Source organism: Vitiosangium sp. GDMCC 1.1324, assembly GCF_003044305.1.
In the GTDB taxonomy this organism is placed as follows: domain Bacteria; phylum Myxococcota; class Myxococcia; order Myxococcales; family Myxococcaceae; genus Archangium.
In genome coordinates this window covers 160,403-177,068 of record NZ_PZOX01000017.1, presented here as the reverse complement: position 1 = coordinate 177,068, position 16,666 = coordinate 160,403, and the positions used below count along the sequence as shown (strand labels likewise).

Below are 16,666 nucleotides of genomic sequence, written 5' to 3'. Positions count from 1 at the left end.
GATGATTCGACGCACTGCTCGAGATGAAGGGGTGAAGACGAAGGCTCAGAGTGACTGCAGGAACTTGAGCAGCGCCGCCCGGTTGGCGCTGGACTGGGTGCGGAAGCTCTCCTTGGAGGTGTTGGCCTCGCCGCCGTGCCACAAGATGGCCTCGGTCAGGCTGCGCGCGCGGCCGTCATGCAGGTAGGCCTCGCCGCCGCTGACACTGGCCGTCAGGCCGATGCCCCACAGCGGCGGGGTGCGCCACTCCGCTCCCGAAGCGCCAGCCTCGGGGAGGTTGTCCGCCAGCCCCGTGCCCATGTCGTGCAGCAGCAGGTCCGTGTACGGGCGGATCGTCTGGCTACGCAGCTCGGCCTTGGGGTGATACGCGCTGGTCGTCAGCGTCGGCGCGTGGCATTTGGCGCAGCCGAGGCTGGTGAACAAGCTCTCGCCCTGCTGCGCCTGCGCGTCGCCGAGGTTTCGGCGTGCCGGAACCGCGAGCAGGGAGACGTAGCGCACCAGCTTGTCCAGCTCCGCATCGCTCAGCTCGGTGCCCGCCGCGGAGCAGGTCTGTGACGAGCCGCAATCCGGCGTCGGGTAGATGGATGTGGTGACGCCCATGTCCTGGTTGAGCGCGATCGCGATCTGCTGGCTCAGGCGCGCCTTGCCGGCCTTCCAACCAAAGCGCCCCAGGCGCTGCTGGCCCGTCTGAGGATCGGTCACGACCTGCATGCGCCCGGAGATGCCGTCGCCATTGCTGTCGTTGGGATCCTCCAGGCTGGCCACGGAGCTCTCCGGGATCGCCTCGAGCAGCCCCATGCCCACCAGGGGCGGCGTGAGGCGGGCCGAGTAGTTCGCAGGAACGGTCCCCGTGAAGGTGTAGTTCGGACGCCGCAGCTCGTACGCCGTCCCATCGCCGAACGTGCCGCTCGTCGTCGTCCAGCTCGAGATGCTCACGTTGCCCTCGGGGCTGCCGCTGGTGCTCTGCGATTGCAGCGCGGCTCCCAGCAGCGGATGGTCAGTCACCGTGGTGCCGCTCACCTGGCCGACCTTGATGACGTAGCTCAGGGGCGGCGAGAGGACGGAGTAGCCGTAGCTGCTGGTGCCACCCGAGCCGCCGCCGCTCACCGTGAACTGCGCCGCGGCCGTGTCCACCGCTCCACCCGAGGCGTTGGCGATCGTGAAGTGGTACTGCACGGTCGCGCCACCCGGGATGTCCCTCACGGTGTACGTGTTGTTGTTGGAGGCGTCGTGCGCCATCCGGAAGCTCTGCTGCCCACCGCCGTTGATGCTGTAGTGGAGATCGGCCCAGGCCGCGTTGTTGGCGAAGAACTGCACGTTGACCGCGGCCGTGGACGCGCCCGGCGGCAGCGCGCGGCCGTTGTTGGTGTGGCAGCCGACGCAGCTGCGCGCCGCGAACCGGGGCCCGAGCTTGTTCTGCTGCGACGTGAACACCGGGTTGCCGACCTCTGAGTGCGAGCCGTCTCCGAAGTCGGTGTGGTGCAACCGCCGGCCCTCGACGAACGGCTGCGCGTTCACCGGCGCCAGGTTCGTCGCCATCTGCTTGAACAGGTGCTGCGGCTCGTTGGAGTAGCTGTAGCTGAGCGTTGTGCGGCCCCCCAGCCAGGCCGTCTGCGCCAGCGGGGACGAGTCCAGGTTGGCGCCAATGCCTTCCCACGGAACCATGCCTCCCTGGCCGACGACGTAGAGGAACGCCGTCCCATAGTAGTTGGCGCGGCCCGACACCGTGGGCTGCAGGAACTGGCTGATCTCGATCTCCATCCGATCGCCGACCTGCAGCGGCCGGTTGGCCTTCTGGTTGTAGTTGATCGTGGCCGTGTAGTGGAGCGAGTCCACCTGCGTCATGTCGACGTTGAAGTAGTAGTTCGTGAGCACGCCCTGGCCCAGGTAGAACGCGCGAAAGTCCGGCGTATCCAGCGGCCACAGCGAGGTGATGTTGACCGTGATGTCACTGCCTCCCTTGGCGACACGGTCGAGCACCTCGATGGAGATCGTGCGGTTCTCGAAATACAGCGGCAGGTAGTGCTCGTAGCTCTGAAACTGGGATTCACGCGCGTGACGATCGCGCGCCCGATCCGCCAGCCGGGTGATGAGGGCCGTGGGCGTGTCCACCACGAGCGCGGGCTCGAGCGACGTACTGCTGTCGAAGAGCGGCACGACCGCGGTGGCCGGCTGTGCCGTGCTCTCCAGCACATCCTCATGGCTGACGTCCGTGCCCGGCCCGCAGGCCAGACTCGTGGCGAGCAGCAATCCCACGGCGCTCGCGATCCACGCCCTCCTTCCCGCCAGCCACTCTCGTTCTCCACTCCACGATTTCGAAGTCGACATGGTTGGTGTTCCTGATCTGTTGATGACGGCTGGCAGTGGAAGCGTTTCGCACTGCGTCAAGAGAGCGCCTCGGCGATTCCTGGCCGTTCGACGCTTTCACGGACCCACCGTAAATCCACTTTTCCTAGGAGTAAAGGATTTGGTGAAAGCGCATTCACGATTTGTGAGCACGAATTCCGCTTCAATCGCAAACAAGACATTTGAACCAGAGGCGCACGGCCCGTGTTCATGGTGCTGTGCGTCAAACTGGCTCGAGCGGCTGGTAGCGTTTGCTTCTCTTGCCCTGCGACCTGGCCCCGCTCACTGGCCTGAATTCATGGCACCTTGCGTCAAATGGCTCCAATCCATGACAGCGCTTGCGTCATGAAGGCAGGAATGGGCCGAGCGGGCAGCGCCCCTTGGCCGGACAGACCCTCCGTTCCCTTGGACCTGGACGCGGCGAGGCCCTCCTCGCGTGGCGCAGACGCGCACACCCGGGAGGGCCTCGACGTGAGACGCGCCTTACGTGCCGCGCCGCCGCATGGTCGATTCGCGCACGATCACCTGCAACGGGATGGTGGGAATCGAGACCTTCTGGCCGTGGATCAGCCGCAGGATCGCATCGCCGGCCATCTTCCCGAGATCGTACGCCGGCTGGCGTACGGTGGTGAGGGGCGGCGTGGAGTAGAGCGAGGCCGGTAGATCGTCGAAGCCGATGATCGACACGTCCTCGGGTACGCGAATGCCTTTGCGGTACAGCACGAGGCGGGCGCCGTAGGCCATCTGATCATTGGCGACGAACAGCGCGGTGAAGTTGAGGCGGGTCTCCAGCAGCTGGTTCACCGCCAGCAGGCCTCCGGTTTCATGGAAGTCGCCGGTGGCGATCAGCCGCTCCTCCACCGGCAGATTGGCTTCCTTCAGCGCCCGGCGGTAGCCGGCCAGCCGTGCCTGTGCATCCAGGTTGCCCTCCGGCCCGGAAATATGGGCGATGCGGGTGTGACCCAGTTCGATCAGGTGCTGGGTGGCATCGAAGCCGGCCTGCTCGTTGTCGGCATGGATGCTGACGACATTGGGCCCTTGCAGGTTGCGGCCGGTGATGACGAGCGGCATTCGAGTCGCGTGATCCAGCAGCGTGGCGTCGTCGACCACGCCCGTCAGCACGACCAACCCGTCCACGCGGCGCGCCGCCAGCAAGGACAGGCACTCCGCCTCTTTCTCCTTCTTCCAGTGGCCACTCACGAACAAGGGCGCGTAGCCGGAGCCAGCGCCGGCCAGGCTGTCCTCAATGCCCTTGAGGGACTCATTGTAGAAGGGGCTGGCGATGTCCTGGGTGATCACGCCCACCGACATCGAGCTGCCGCGGGCCAGGCCCTGGGCCATCACATTGGGACGGTAATCAAGGTCGGCAATGGCCTGCTCCACTGCCTGACGCTTGCTCTCTCTCACACGCGCGGTGCCGTTGAGGATGCGCGACACCGTACTCGGCGAAACTCCGGCACGGCGAGCGACTTCCTCCAGCGTCACTGCGTTGGGACCACGACCATCCATAGGAGGATCCCATAACATATCGACAGTTTGATAGCGCTGTCAAAGCAGGCTCGCCTGGAGCGTACACCCAGGTCTCCACGCCACGCCCGGAAATGCTCGTTCGCGCGTCAGGACGGACGCACCGGGGACGCGGGCTTGGTGTCCTCGGAGGGGGCGGTGACCTCGAGCAGCTCCTTGGCGGCCTGGACCACGGGAGGCTCGGCGGTGGAGGTGGCCGCGAAGAGCTCCAGCGCGGCCTCGGTGCCGATGTCGTCCTTGCGGGGAATGGCGCCGGTCGCCCAGGTGATGAGGCGCTCCATCGTGGGGAAGAAGCCGATCATCATCAGCGGCTTGTTCATCCAGCCCACGGTGATGCAGTAGTACTTGTTGTAGGGCGCCGTGTGATGGATGCGGTGGTGGGCTGGCGGCAGGATGAGGTGCACGCGCTGCAGGAAGCCGATGAGCGCGGGGGGCTCGTCCATGTGCGACCACTTGTGGAACTGGTTGGTCGCCATCACCCAGAAGATCATCGCCCCGAGGAAGGCGGAGAGGAACACCTGGCCCGGGCTTGCGTGGGGGAGCACCACCGCGAGGATGGCCACGGGGATGGAGACGAGGCAGTTGTTGCCGTTGGTCTCCACGAAGTCGTGGCGGGTGATGGCCTTCTCATCCACGTGGTGCTCGCGGAAGGGCCGGATGAAGGCCTTGCCGAGCACCGGCATGTCGGTGGAGCCCCAGGTGTCGCCCATCCAGTGGACGAAGCCGGAGACGAAGTCGGCCGCCAGGTAGCCCAGCAGCAGGGCGCTGAGCAGCAACCAGGGGCCCGTATGGGGGTTGCCCCACAGCCGCCAGACGAGGGCCGACTCGAGGCCCACGAAGGTGACGATGCTGGCGATCTCCATGACGCGGATGGCGGGCGAGTAGCCCTGGGCCAACGCCGAGGCGTCCTGCTGGCGCAGCTGATTCTTGAGCTCGTTCTTCATCGTCATGTCCGTTCCGTGATGGCTCCGGCGGTCGCCTTCCCCCCGGTGGCGGGCGCAGTCTACTCGCAGTGGGATTTTGAACGAAGGCATCCGATGAACGGTGCAGGTGCCCGGTGAACGGTGCAGGTGCCCGGCCTTCCAGCCGGGAAGCCAGCAGGCATTCAACCAGGCCGGGCCGACGCGTTCCTTGTCACCCCCATGCCCCGCTGGTACGTTCCGCAGCCTCGGGCATGGCGAAAACCTTCGAAAAAGCCGTCACCGGCTTCAACCACAACATCAAGTACAAGGGGAAGGTCTACCACGTCCAGACCGAGGACTCGGGCGTCAACAATCCCCACATCATCACCCACCTGTTCGTGGGGGGGAACATCCTCGCGTCGAAGAAGACGTCGTACGCCGACATCCTCAACGCGGAGAACCTCGCCGAGGTCGTGCGCGAGTTGATGGAGGAGCAGCACAAGGAGATGCTGCGCAACCTCATCAACGGCGTGTACGACGGGTACGAGACGGGAGTGCGTCACTACCAGCCCGGTCAGCTGGGCTCGGCCGAGGACGCCGCCCACGCGCGGATGCAGCCGGGCCAGGCGCAGCAGGCCACCCGGGCCCCGCAGCCCGCCGCGCCATCGGCCACCTTCGTTCCCCCGGAGATCGCCGCCGCTCGCGCCCTGCAGGTGGCGCCGAAGATCAACGAGGTGGGTGTGGAGACGCTCTTCGGCGAGGACCTCATCTCCGAGAAGAGCCTGGACGAGGTCATCCTCAGCTACTTGGCGGGCGAGGACAACCAGTAGCCGGTCCTCGGTGGCCGTGCGTTTGCCCTCCGTGCATTCGGAGGCGATGATCGCCGCGCCGATGATCCAGATGTTCCACGTCTACATGGCGTATCCGGGAGATCCGCCCGTCCTCTCGGACATCAACCTCCACGTGGAGAAGGGCGAGTTCGTCTTCCTCACCGGGCCCTCGGGCGCGGGGAAGACGACGCTCATGAAGCTCATCTTCTGCGGGGAGAAGGCCACCAAGGGGCAGGTGCTCGTGGGCGGGCGCAACATCGCGCGCATCCGCGAATCGGCCGTGCCCTACCTGCGGCGCAACATCGGGGTGGTGTTCCAGGACTTCAAGCTGCTGCCGCACCGCACGGTGGAGGAGAACGTGGCCTTCGCCCTGGACGTGCTCGGCGTGCCCCGCGCCCAGGCCCGCGAGCGCGTGCAGCGGATGCTCAAGATGGTGGGCCTGCAGCACAAGGCGGGCTCGCTGCCGCTGAAGCTCTCCGGAGGTGAGCAGCAGCGCGTGGTGATTGCCCGGGCGCTCGTCAATGACCCCACCATCCTCCTGGCGGACGAGCCCACCGGCAACCTGGACCCGGCGCTCACGCTGGAGATCATGGACCTGTTGATGGACGTGAACGCGCGGGGCACCACGGTGCTGGTGGCCACCCACGACACCAGCCTCATCACCCGCTACCAGAAGCGCACGCTGCGGCTGGAGCGCGGGATGATCGTCTCGGACGAGGACGGCGTGAAGGCCGCCCGGCGGATGGCGGCGGGATGAGCGCGCTCGCGAAGGCGGCATACTTCTGGCGCACGGCGGCCTCGGGGCTGCGGCACGCGCCCTTCGTGCACTTCATCGCGGTGACGACGATCGCCATCGCCCTCTTCTCCGCGGGGCTGGCCCAGGCCATGGGGCGGATGGTGGACGCGCTCGTCGGCTCGCTGGGCGGTGAGGTACAGGTGACGGTGTACCTGTCCCCCGAACTCGATGAGGAGGGAGCCGCGGTGCTGCGGGACCGGATGGTGGCCACCAGTGGCGGCCGGGCCTCGCTGGTTCCCCCACAGGCCGCGCTGGATCGTCTGGCCCGGGAGCTGGGCGACCTGGGCGAGGCGCTGGCGCACCTGCCCGAGAATCCGCTGCCGCCCTCGCTGGAGCTGGAGGTGCCCCAGGAGCGGCGCACCCCGGGCGCGCTGAAGGCCCTGGCCCAGGAACTGCGCGCCATGCCCGGCGTCACCGGCGTGGACTATGGCGAGGAGGCGGTGGAGCGGCTCTCGGCCATCTCGAAGGCACTGCGCTATGGCGGGTGGGTGGCCTTCGCGGTGGTGCTGCTGGCCACGGTGGTCATCGTGTCCGCGACGCTCCAGCTCGCCATCTACGCGCGGCGCGAGGAGATTGAGATCCAGAAGCTGGTGGGCGCGACGGATCGCTTCGTCAAGGCGCCCTTCCTCATCGAGGGCTTGTTGCAGGGGCTGCTCGGGGCCGGGGTGGCGCTGGCGGGACTGGTGGCCTTCGATCGGCTGGTGGGACCGGGAATGGCCTCGCTCTTCTCCTTCCTGGTGGGTCCTGGAGGCCGGGTGCCGCTCTTGGAGCCGGGCCTCGCGCTGGAGCTGCTGGCGGCGGGCTGCGCGCTGGGACTGGGCGGGAGCTTCATCGCGGTGGGGCGCTTCCTGCGGGTATGAGCCGGCTCGTCCTCCTCTCGCTGCTGCTGTGGGGTGGCGTAGCCCTGTCCCAGGACGGCGCCGCGCCACAGCCGCCCGTGCAGGACGAGGCGGCCGAGCGGGAGGCCGTGCGCGAGAAGTTGACCACGCAGCGGGCGGCGCTCGCGCTCATCGAATCGCGCAAGGTGTCCGCGCTGGAAGTGCTGGAGATGGTGGAGCAGCGGGCGGCCACCAGCTCTCAGCGGGTGAGGGCCCTGGAACGGGACCTGGCCGTCTTCCGCAAACGGCTGGCCGTGGCCGAGCACGAGGACGCGGTGACGCAGGAGATGCTGCGCGAGCAGCTGCGCCGGCTGTCCCCGCGGTTGTGGGGCATGTACCGGCTGATGCGGCGCCGGCCGCTGGAGGTGCTGCTGAGCGCCAGGGACTTCTCCGCCATGGTGTGGCGTTCGCGTGCACTGCGGGCGACGCTGGAGGAGGACTTGAGGATGCTGCGCACGGTGCAGCGGGTGGCGCGGTTGCGGCGCCAGGCGGCGGCCGAGCTGCGCCGATTGCAGGGCTCGCTGGACGTGCGGCTGGGCTTCCTGCGCGAGCAGGCGGCCTTGGCGAAGGCACAGCAGGAGGCGCTCGAGGAGGTGGTGGGTGCCATCAAGGGCGAGGCGGAGCTGGCGCGACGCATGGTGCGCGAGCTGGAGCAGGCGGACTCGGACCTCACGCGCGTCATCCAGGAGATGAACGAGGGCCCGGCCGCGTCCGGCTTCGGGGCGCTCAAGGGAAAGCTGCCGTTCCCCTCGCCGGGCACCATCGAGGTGGGCTTCGGACGGGTGGTGAACCCGCGCTTCAACACCGTCACCGTGCAGAAGGGCGTGGACATCCGCGCGGCCGCGGGCACGCCGGTGAAGGCGGTGGCGGAGGGCACGGTGGCCTACGCGGGATGGATGCGCGGCTACGGCAACCTGCTCATCCTCGACCATGGGGGTGGCTACCACACGCTGGTGGCGCACCTGTCCTCGGTGGCCCAGCAGGTGGGCGCTCGGGTGGTCGCGGGCGATGTGGTGGGCGAGGTGGGCGACACGGGCTCGCTCAAGGGCGCCTACCTGTACTTCGAGATCCGCCGGGCCGGGCAGGCCGTGGACCCGGCCCCCTGGCTGTCATCCACACGCTAACGCTATGAGACCCTCCACTTCCTCTCGCTCTCCCATCCGCACGGGGCTGCTGGGCTACGGTCTGTCCGGGGCCCGCTTCCATGCACCGCTGCTCGCCTCGGAGCCCGCCTTCACCCTCTCCGCGGTCGCCACAAGCCGGGCCGAGGAGGTAGCGCGCGACTGGCCGGGCGTGCGCGTGCTCTCCCAGGAAGCGCTGCTGGCGGATCCCTCGCTGGAGTTGATCATCATCGCCACGCCCAACGACACGCACGCGGCTCTGGCGGAGCGGGCCCTCCTGGCGGGCAAGCACGTGGTCGTGGAGAAGCCCTTCACCCTGGACCCGGCCGAGGCCCTGCGGTTGGCCGCGCTGGCTCGCGAGCGGGGCCGGTGTCTGACCGTCTTCCACAACCGGCGCTGGGATGGTGATTTCCTCACCGTGCGTCAGTTGCTGGAGCAGGGACGCCTCGGCCGGTTGTACAGCTTCGAGAGCCATTTCGATCGCTTCCGGCCCCAGGTGAAGGTGCGCTGGAAGGAGGACGATGTCCCCGGTGGCGGCACGCTGTGGGATCTCGGTGCCCACCTGGTCGATCAGGCCCTGCAGTTGTTCGGCCTGCCCGAATCCATCAGCGCCGATCTCGGCAAGCAGCGGCAGGGGGCGCGGGCAACGGACTGGTTCCACCTGCTGCTGCGCTATGGCGAGCTGCGCGTCATCCTGCACTCCGGCTCGGTGGTGCATGAGCCCTGGCCCCGCTTCGTGCTGCAGGGCGAGGCGGAGGCCTGGAGCAAGTACGGGCTCGATCCGCAGGAGGAGCAGCTCGGCAAGGGGCTTCGGCCGGGCCAGGAGGGCTGGGGCGTCGAGCCCGTGGAGCATCATGGCCGGCTGAGCCGCGGCGGCGGCGTGCCGACCCTCCCAGGCCGCTATGAGGAGTTCTACCGCCAACTGGCCGCGGCCATCGCTGGCGAGGGGCCCGTGCCGGTGACGGCGGAGAGCGCGGCCCAGGTCATCCGGGTGCTCGATGCGGCGGTGCGCAGTGCCGGGGAGGGCCGGCGCATCACCCTCGAGCACTCGCCCGGGTGAGCCACCGCGGGAGGTTTCATCCCCACCTGGCGGAGGGCTGGCTCCCGGGCTGACGTTCGCTCGTGGATAGAACGCCGCGCGGAAATGATGCGGTGCGGCATGAGGACGGTTAGGCTTCCCATCGTGGATCTCATCTCAGGACTACAGGAAGTCACCCGGCGCATGCTGGTGGCGCGCGGGGTTCGGTCGGAAGTGGTGAACATCGCGGGTCAGCCGCTGCACCACTACGAGCTGAAGGGGAGTGGCAAGGGGCCGACGGTGCTGCTGGTGCACGGCCTGGGTGGGACGGCCAACGGCTTCGCGCGCATCTTCTTCGGACTGGCGAAGCGCTTCGAGCGGGTGCTCGCGGTGGACCTGCCAGGGCATGGCTTCTCGCCGGAGTACTGCCTCGGGCCCACGTGCGTGCGCGGCCAGTACGACCTGTTGGTGGAGTACTGCCGGAAGGTGGTGGGCGGCGCGTCCTTCGTGGTGGGCAACTCGCTGGGCGGCGCCCTGTCGGCGCAGCTGGCGACGGAGCACCCCGAGCTGGTGCGCGCGCTGGGGCTGGTGGCTCCGGCGGGCGCGGACGTGGGGCACGAGCTCATCCGCGAGGTGCTGGAGGCCATGGACGTGCGCACCCCCGAGCAGTCGAGGGCGCTCACCAAACGTCTCTTCCACCGGCCGCCCTGGCTGATGATGCTGTTCGCCGACACGGTGCGCGGCATCTACTCCACTCCCGCGGTGCGCGCGCTGAGCGCGGACGCGCTGGCCAGGGGCGAGTACCTCAAGGCCGAGGCGCTCCAGGCGCTCGCCATGCCCGTCCTGTTCGTGTGGGGTGGGAGTGAGAAATTGCTGCCCCACGAGAGCCTGGGCTTCTTTCGCTCGAATCTGCCGGCGCATGCGCGGGTGCGAGTGGTGGAGGGGTTCGGGCACATCCCGCACGTGGAGCGGCCAGACGAGCTCGTGTCGGAACTGGTGCAGTTCGCGGACGGCACCGGGCTGTAGGAGGGCCGCGGCGCAGGCCGGGTGCTAGAGTCGGGCACCATGCGCTCCCTGCACTCCTGGCGCGCGGCGCTCGCCGCGGGCCTGTTGCTCCTGGCCCCCACGGCGCGGGCCGACGGACGCGAGCCGTCCTCCACCAACACGCCCACGTACGAGCAGCTCGAGGTGTTCGCCCGGGTGCTCTCCTACGTGGAGAACAACTACGTGGAGCCGGTGGACGACAAGAAGCTGATGCAGGGCGCCATCAAGGGGATGCTGGAGACGTTGGATCCGCACACCGTCTTCATGCCGCCCGAGGTCTTCAAGGAGATGAAGATCGACACCTCCGGCGAGTTCGGAGGGCTGGGCATCGAAGTGTTGCGCAAGGGCGACAGCATCGTGGTGGTGGCGCCCATCGATGACACGCCGGCGGCGCGAGCGGGCATCCGGGCCGGAGACGAGCTCGTCGCCATCGACGGCGAGAGCACGCAGGGGATGGACCTGGGGGACGTGCTGCAGCGCATGCGGGGCCCGGCGGGCAAGCGGGTGCTGCTGACCATCATGCGCGAGGGCTTCAACGCGCCGCGCGAGCTGGCCATCATCCGGGACCACATCCGCATCGTCTCGGTGGAAGGCGCGCTGTACGGAGGCATCGCCCACCTGAAGGTGAAGAACTTCCAGGACCGCACGGCGGTGTACCTGCGCAAGGAGCTGGACCGACTGCGCGAGCAGAACGGAGGCAAGCCGCTGCGCGGGGTGGTGTTGGATCTGCGCAACAACCCGGGCGGGCTGCTGGACCAGGCGGTGGCGGTGAGCGACCTGTGGCTGCCGGGGAACCTGCCCATCGTGAGCACGCGAGGGCGCAAGGGGAACAACACCACCGAGGAGCGGAGCAAGGACCGGGACACGGAGCCGGGCTACCCGCTGGTGGTGCTGGTGAACGCGGGAAGCGCATCGGCGTCGGAGATCGTCGCGGGAGCGCTGCAGGACTACGGGCGCGCGACCATCCTGGGGACGCAGACCTTTGGAAAGGGGAGCGTGCAGACGGTCATCGAGCTGGAGGATGGCTCGGGGCTGAAGCTGACCATCGCGCGCTACTACACGCCGAAGGGACGCAGCATCCAGGAGAAGGGCATCACGCCGGACTACTGGGTGCCGGAGTCTCCGAGTGCGAAGGGCGCGAAGGACCAGCCTCGGGAGAAGGACCTGGAGCGGCACTTCAAGGCGGAGCCGTCGGTGGCGACCGAGACCGAGACGGTGGCGAAGCCCAAGGGTCTGCCCGAGAGCGTGCGCGACTGGGACGTGACGGCGAAGCTGACCGACCACCAGTTGAAGATGTCGCTGAACTACCTGAACAGCGTGTCGAACACCGGCACGAAGACGCCCGTGAAGGCCAGCAACGAGAGTCACTGAGCCCCACGCCCCCTCCTGCTCCGGGCCGTAACGCTCATGACGATATGCGTCATGAGTTCCCGGCTATACCGATTTTCTCCACTTGAGGGTTGATTCAGGTTTCAGCCCGTCGGTACCGTCCCCAGCTCACCCAGAGGAGAGCCGTGGACATGAGCAAAGAGCGAGTCCTGCGTGTTGGTGTGATGATGCTGCTGGTGGGGTGCGGAGGTGCCGTCGGTGAGGGTGTTCCCGTCGAGGAGGAGGCCCTTGCTTCCTCTCGGGAGGCACTCACTCCGTGTCCGACGGTGTCGGGCTCCTTCACCGCCTCGGGGAACAGTCTCAATGACCTCGATGCCAACTGGGCGAGCAAGAATCCCATCGTCCGGGTCATCGGGTCCGGCAATACGCTCACCTTCATTGCCCGGAACGGGGAGTCCGGCACCTTGACGCTCTCAGGAGCAACGGTCTCTGGCGCGTTCAACGATCCGGATATCGCCCAGAGCGGATTGCAGGGCGTCTATGCCCCCGGCACGTCATGGGTTCGGATGGATGGCGGCCGCACGACGTACAGCTACTACCTGACGTTCACCGGTGCGACAGCTCAGGCCTCGTTCATGTTCCTGCAGCCCATCCTGAACTTCTCCTCGTATGCCATCTCCGTCACGGGCTCGGGGCGAGTCATCACCTTCAAGGATGTCTGGGGGGCGACCGCCACCCTGACCCTCTCCGGCCCCGCCGGTTGCACACCCTGAGGAGGGCCTCCGGACAGAGGGCCTACCGGGGCACGACGCGGATCTGGAACAGCTTCGGCCATTTCTTCCCGGTGACCAGCAGCCGGTCGTGGGCCGCGTCGTAGGCAATCCCGTTCAGCACGTCCTCGTTCCCGCTCCGGTCCTCCGGCGCGAGGAGCCCCGTGAGGTCGATCCACCCGTTCACCCGTCCCGTGGCCGGGTCGATCCGCGCGATGCGGTCGGTCATCCAGACGTTCGCGTAGATCTCACCTTTGACGTACTCCAGCTCGTTGAGCCGTGAGACTTCACGGCCCTCGTCGGTCACCTTGAGGGTTTGCTGCACCGCGAGCGTCCGCGGGTCGAGGAAGCGCAGCGTGCTGGTGCCATCGCTCATGATGAGCGACGTGCCATCCTCGGTGAGCCCCCACCCCTCGGTGTCGAAGTTGAACTGCCCCACCTGCTGGAACGTCGCGGCGTCGTAGATGAAGCCCACGTGCGAGCGCCAGGTGAGCTGGTAGAGCCTGCCCCCGAGGAACGCGAGCCCTTCTCCGAAGTACTGCCGGGCGAGATCCTGCTTGCGCAGGACTGCACCCGTTTCGAGCTCCACCTGACGGAGGCTCGACTGCCCATTGAGGCCCGTGCCCTCGTACAGCTTGCCGTCTCGATAGAGGAGTCCCTGCGTGAAGGCGTTGGGGTCATGGGGCCAGCTCTGGACGACCTCGAACCCGGACACCGGTGTGCTTCCCGTGGTGTGGAGCTCGTTGTTGCGGCACCCGAGCACGGTCAGGAGCAGGAAGGGCGAGAGCCGCGCGAGAGAGGCACTTCGAGAGTTCACGATGAGGGGCTCCAGGAGGACGTGAGGGCCAGCCGGGGAACAGGGGCGCGGGATGGATCTTCCCCGACATGATGCACCCTCGCCGGTTTCTTTTCTGACTTATGCTCGCGGCCCCATGCGCTACCTCCTCATCGCCTCATGTCTCACCTTGGTAGGCTGTGCCCATATGACGCCGCCTGAGTCCTCTCCTTCCGCCCTCGCGAGCCCCTCTCCGGCTGCGCGGGCCATCGTCGATGCACCGGATCGGCTCGAGGCCGATCGGGCCCTCGACGAGGGACGCCACCCCGCCGCCCTGCTCGACTTCGTGGGCGTCCAGCCCGGCATGAAGGTCGCCGAGCTGATGGCCGGTCGGGGGTACACCACCGAGTTGCTCGCCCGCGCCGTGGGCCCCTCGGGCGTCGTCTATGGCAACAACACCCCGCTCATCCTCGAGCGCTTCGTCGAGAAGCCCTGGACCGAGCGGCTCGCCCGTCCCGTCAACCAGAACGTGGTGCGGGCCGACCGCGAGCTCGATGATCCCCTGCCGCCCGAGGCCACCGGCCTGGATGCCGTGGTGAGCAACGCCATCTACCACGATGCCGTGTGGCTCGGGACCGACCGCGCGAAGATGAACGCGGCCGTCTTCCGGGCGCTCAAGCCCGGTGGTGTCTACGTCGTCATCGACTCGAGCTCGCGTCCCGGCGCGGGCGTGAGCGAGGCCAAGACGCTGCACCGCATCGACGAGGAGACCGTTCGCTCCGAGGTGCTCGCCGCAGGCTTCCAGCTCGGGGCGGAGAGCGACGTCTGGCGCAACCCGCAGGATGCGCGGGACTGGGACGCCAGCCCGGGGGCCGCGGGTGCACGCCGTGGCACCAGCGACCGGTTCGCACTGAAGTTCGTCAAGCCGCGCTGAGCGTCAGCGCGTGTAGAGCCGCTCAAGCAGGTCAAAAGCCCAGGGTGCGGATGGCCTGACGGATGGTGTCAGCACTACGCCGCAGGCCGTCACGCTCCGCATCGTTCATGGGCAACTCCAGCAACGACTCCACGCCTCCACGGTTGACGATGCTCGGAATGCTCAGACACACATCGTGGATGCCGAGGTAGCCCTCCATCCGCGAGCTCACGGGCAGCACCCGCTGCTCGTCGTGCAGCACCGCCTCGAGAATCTGTGTCGTGGCCAGGCCGATGGCGTAGTTGGTGGCGCCCTTGCCGCGGATGATCTGGTAGGCGGCGGTGCGCACGTTGTCGAAGATGCGGGTGCGGTCCTCCTCCGTCAGCCGCGCGTGTCCGGGCACCGCCCATTGCATGAGCGGGATGCCGCCCACCGACGCGGAGCTCCACAGGGGAAGCTCCGAGTCCCCGTGCTCGCCCGCGATGAATGCGTGCACGTTCTGCACCGCCACTTTCAGGTGGCATGCCAGCAGGAAGCGCAGGCGCGAGGAGTCGAGCACCGTGCCGCTGCCGAACACCCGCCGCGCGGGCAGCCCGCTCAGCTTCTGCACCACGTACGTCAGCACGTCCACCGGGTTGGTCACCACCAGCAGCAGCGCGTTGGGCGCCACCTTCAGCAGTTGGGGGACGAGCGTGCGGCACAGCGCCACGTTCGCTCCCGCGAGATCCATCCGCGTCTGCCCCGGTTTCTGCTTGGCCCCCGCGGTGATGACCACCACGTCCGCTCCCGCGCACACACCGATGTCGTCCGAGCCCTCGAGCGTGGCCATGGGGACGAACTGGAGCCCGTGGTTCAAGTCCAGCACTTCCGCGTCCACCTTGGCCCGGTTGACGTCGTAGAGGGCGAGCTGCTTGGCCACTCCCCGGATCATGGAGGCATAGGCGATGGTGGCTCCCACGGATCCGGCCCCGACGATGGCGACTTTGTTCACTCTCTCGGTCATAGGCGGCGCAGCCAATCACAGCCCATCAGGCGGCTCCACACTCGTGTGTGCCAGCCGTCGAGGGACGAACGTGTCACGGTGGACCGGGGGGAACGGGCTGCGAGCCCGAGCCACCGATGCCCTGACCCTGCTTGGGCTGGGAGAAGGCACGCTGGAGCGCCTGGCCCGCATCCGTCTGGGCCTGCTTCGCCTTGTCGAGCACGGGTGCCAGCCCGAAGAAGTCGTGAATCACGCCATCGTAGTTGCGCACATCCACGGGGACGCCGGCGTCCTGGAGCTTGCTCGCGTACTGCTGGCCCGCGTCGTGTAGCGGGTCGAGCCCGGCGGTGATGACGAAGGCTGGGGGCAGACCTCGCAGCTGCTCCGGCCTTGCCTGGAGGGGGACAGCCTCGGGGTTGCGGTTGTCGCGCCAGTTGTTGCCCAGGTATTGCTGCCAGAACCAGCCGAGGTCGTCATTGCTCAGGAGGTACTGCCCGCCGCCGAACTGCTGGTTCGAGGGCGTGGACAGGTCATTGCTGACGAACGGGTAGATGAGGAGCTGGTAGACCGGCAGCACGCTGCCGTTCTTCTTCTGGCGCAACGCCACCGCCGTGGCGAGGTTGGCGCCCGCACTCTCACCGCCCACCGCCACGCGCTTGGGGTCTCCGTTGAACTGCGCCGCGTTCTTCTGGATGTAGCGGAAGGCCGCCGCCGCGTCGTCGAGCGCCGCGGGGAATTGGTGCTCGGGAGCCTGGCGGTATTGGACGCTCACCACCACCGCCTTGCCCTGGTTGGCGAGCGCGCGGGCACTGGCGTCAAACGTATCGAGGTTGCCGAGCACGAAGCCGCCGCCATGGAAGTACACCAGCACCGGGAAGGGCCCGGAGCCCTCGGGCGTGTAGACGCGCACCGGAAGGTTTCCCTGTGGGCCGGGGATGGTGCGGTCCTCCACCTTCGCCACCTTCTCGGGCTCGGTGGGCTTGCCCTGCTTCTGGAGCAGTGATGACACCGCGTCCTTCAGCCCGGGCTGTTGGCGGGCCTGGGCGGGTTTCAGCGTGTGGATCGGCTGGGGGTTGAGTGCCTTGAGGGCATCCAGCACCTGTTGCGTCTGCGGATCCACCTGGGCCTGTGCTCCCGGGGCGGGCGGGGCAGGTGGCGGAGTGGCCTGGGGCGGCGAGGCGGGCGCCGGCGGTGCTCCGGGCTGCGGAGTGCCCTGCGCGAGCGCGGTGCCCGCGAGCCCCGCAAGACCGAGGATGACAATCCACCTCCTCAAGGATCTGGGATTCGGCATGTGCTTCCCCCTATCCAGGGAAAGTGCAACCCCACCGCCCTCTTGAGAATGGATGCGGAGAGGGCTTGCGGCTCGCCCGCTCATGCACCGGTGGACCCGGAGAGGGCCCGCTCCTTTGGGAAATGCGCCGAGCCGGAGTGGGAG

15 protein-coding genes are annotated in these 16,666 nt (G+C 67.9%); 9 read left to right on the top strand and 6 right to left on the bottom strand.

Annotated elements, in window-relative coordinates; all coding sequences use genetic code 11:
* Positions 1–45: 45 nt before the first annotated feature.
* From DAT35_RS38985 to carF, 3 genes are all read right to left on the bottom strand, one after another.
* Positions 46–2,328 (bottom strand): di-heme oxidoredictase family protein, encoded by a 2,283-nt coding sequence (locus DAT35_RS38985; protein ID WP_108074350.1) that lies wholly within the window; start codon positions 2,326–2,328, stop codon positions 46–48.
* A 501-nt stretch (positions 2,329–2,829) separates the two neighbouring features.
* Positions 2,830–3,855, bottom strand: coding sequence for a LacI family DNA-binding transcriptional regulator (locus DAT35_RS38980; RefSeq protein WP_108074349.1), 1,026 nt, complete (start codon positions 3,853–3,855; stop codon positions 2,830–2,832).
* 107 nt (positions 3,856–3,962) lie between these two features.
* Positions 3,963–4,823, bottom strand: coding sequence for a plasmanylethanolamine desaturase (gene carF / locus DAT35_RS38975; RefSeq protein WP_369946309.1), 861 nt, complete (start codon positions 4,821–4,823; stop codon positions 3,963–3,965).
* 224 nt (positions 4,824–5,047) lie between these two features.
* Between carF and DAT35_RS38970 the strand changes: the two genes are divergently transcribed.
* From DAT35_RS38970 to DAT35_RS38935, 8 genes are all read left to right on the top strand, one after another.
* Positions 5,048–5,605, top strand: a complete 558-nt coding sequence (locus DAT35_RS38970; protein ID WP_108074348.1) for a hypothetical protein — start codon at positions 5,048–5,050, stop codon at positions 5,603–5,605.
* Between the two features lie 61 nt (positions 5,606–5,666).
* On the top strand, positions 5,667–6,362 hold the full coding sequence (ftsE, locus tag DAT35_RS38965) for a cell division ATP-binding protein FtsE (protein WP_108074465.1): 696 nt from the start codon (positions 5,667–5,669) through the stop codon (positions 6,360–6,362).
* Positions 6,359–7,261 (top strand): ABC transporter permease, encoded by a 903-nt coding sequence (locus DAT35_RS38960; protein ID WP_108074347.1) that lies wholly within the window; start codon positions 6,359–6,361, stop codon positions 7,259–7,261. The genes ftsE and DAT35_RS38960 overlap by 4 nt, the downstream gene beginning before the upstream one ends.
* Positions 7,258–8,403, top strand: a complete 1,146-nt coding sequence (locus DAT35_RS38955) for a murein hydrolase activator EnvC (RefSeq protein WP_108074346.1) — start codon at positions 7,258–7,260, stop codon at positions 8,401–8,403. The genes DAT35_RS38960 and DAT35_RS38955 overlap by 4 nt, the downstream gene beginning before the upstream one ends.
* A 4-nt stretch (positions 8,404–8,407) precedes the next feature.
* Positions 8,408–9,460, top strand: coding sequence for an oxidoreductase (locus DAT35_RS38950; protein ID WP_108074345.1), 1,053 nt, complete (start codon positions 8,408–8,410; stop codon positions 9,458–9,460).
* 99 nt (positions 9,461–9,559) lie between these two features.
* The gene (locus DAT35_RS38945; RefSeq protein ID WP_369946308.1) at positions 9,560–10,444 is read left to right on the top strand and encodes an alpha/beta fold hydrolase; all 885 of its coding nucleotides are present in this window, start codon (positions 9,560–9,562) and stop codon (positions 10,442–10,444) included.
* A 39-nt stretch (positions 10,445–10,483) separates the two neighbouring features.
* Positions 10,484–11,833, top strand: coding sequence for a S41 family peptidase (locus tag DAT35_RS38940; RefSeq protein ID WP_108074343.1), 1,350 nt, complete (start codon positions 10,484–10,486; stop codon positions 11,831–11,833).
* Between the two features lie 149 nt (positions 11,834–11,982).
* Positions 11,983–12,564, top strand: coding sequence for a hypothetical protein (locus DAT35_RS38935; RefSeq protein ID WP_108074342.1), 582 nt, complete (start codon positions 11,983–11,985; stop codon positions 12,562–12,564).
* A 22-nt stretch (positions 12,565–12,586) separates the two neighbouring features.
* On the opposite strand, the gene DAT35_RS38930 is transcribed toward DAT35_RS38935, so the two are convergent.
* Positions 12,587–13,378, bottom strand: a complete 792-nt coding sequence (locus DAT35_RS38930) for a glutaminyl-peptide cyclotransferase (protein ID WP_233261977.1) — start codon at positions 13,376–13,378, stop codon at positions 12,587–12,589.
* 166 nt (positions 13,379–13,544) lie between these two features.
* Between DAT35_RS38930 and DAT35_RS38925 the strand changes: the two genes are divergently transcribed.
* Entirely contained in the window at positions 13,545–14,270 is a 726-nt protein-coding gene (locus DAT35_RS38925; protein ID WP_304466078.1) for a class I SAM-dependent methyltransferase, read from the top strand.
* Between the two features lie 31 nt (positions 14,271–14,301).
* On the opposite strand, the gene DAT35_RS38920 is transcribed toward DAT35_RS38925, so the two are convergent.
* Positions 14,302–15,240: an L-lactate dehydrogenase gene (locus DAT35_RS38920; protein ID WP_233261976.1), complete on the bottom strand. Its 939-nt coding sequence runs from the start codon at positions 15,238–15,240 to the stop codon at positions 14,302–14,304.
* 85 nt (positions 15,241–15,325) lie between these two features.
* A complete protein-coding gene (locus DAT35_RS38915) occupies positions 15,326–16,522 on the bottom strand; it encodes an alpha/beta hydrolase (protein ID WP_108074339.1) in 1,197 nt (398 codons plus the stop codon).
* Between the last annotated feature and the right edge of the window lie 144 nt (positions 16,523–16,666).

What these genes read in the sequence shown, in the direction of transcription:
- DAT35_RS38985 (WP_108074350.1), bottom strand. Translation starts at nt 2,328, where the DNA reads ATGTCGACTTCGAAATCGTGGAGTGGAGAACGAGAGTGGCTGGCGGGA.
- DAT35_RS38915 (WP_108074339.1), bottom strand. Translation starts at nt 16,522, where the DNA reads ATGCCGAATCCCAGATCCTTGAGGAGGTGGATTGTCATCCTCGGTCTT.
- DAT35_RS38935 (WP_108074342.1), top strand. Translation starts at nt 11,983, where the DNA reads ATGAGCAAAGAGCGAGTCCTGCGTGTTGGTGTGATGATGCTGCTGGTG.
- DAT35_RS38960 (WP_108074347.1), top strand. Translation starts at nt 6,359, where the DNA reads ATGAGCGCGCTCGCGAAGGCGGCATACTTCTGGCGCACGGCGGCCTCG.
- DAT35_RS38925 (WP_304466078.1), top strand. Translation starts at nt 13,545, where the DNA reads ATGACGCCGCCTGAGTCCTCTCCTTCCGCCCTCGCGAGCCCCTCTCCG.
- DAT35_RS38955 (WP_108074346.1), top strand. Translation starts at nt 7,258, where the DNA reads ATGAGCCGGCTCGTCCTCCTCTCGCTGCTGCTGTGGGGTGGCGTAGCC.
- DAT35_RS38980 (WP_108074349.1), bottom strand. Translation starts at nt 3,855, where the DNA reads ATGGATGGTCGTGGTCCCAACGCAGTGACGCTGGAGGAAGTCGCTCGC.
- carF (WP_369946309.1), bottom strand. Translation starts at nt 4,823, where the DNA reads ATGACGATGAAGAACGAGCTCAAGAATCAGCTGCGCCAGCAGGACGCC.
- DAT35_RS38940 (WP_108074343.1), top strand. Translation starts at nt 10,484, where the DNA reads ATGCGCTCCCTGCACTCCTGGCGCGCGGCGCTCGCCGCGGGCCTGTTG.
- ftsE (WP_108074465.1), top strand. Translation starts at nt 5,667, where the DNA reads ATGATCCAGATGTTCCACGTCTACATGGCGTATCCGGGAGATCCGCCC.
- DAT35_RS38970 (WP_108074348.1), top strand. Translation starts at nt 5,048, where the DNA reads ATGGCGAAAACCTTCGAAAAAGCCGTCACCGGCTTCAACCACAACATC.
- DAT35_RS38950 (WP_108074345.1), top strand. Translation starts at nt 8,408, where the DNA reads ATGAGACCCTCCACTTCCTCTCGCTCTCCCATCCGCACGGGGCTGCTG.
- DAT35_RS38945 (WP_369946308.1), top strand. Translation starts at nt 9,560, where the DNA reads ATGAGGACGGTTAGGCTTCCCATCGTGGATCTCATCTCAGGACTACAG.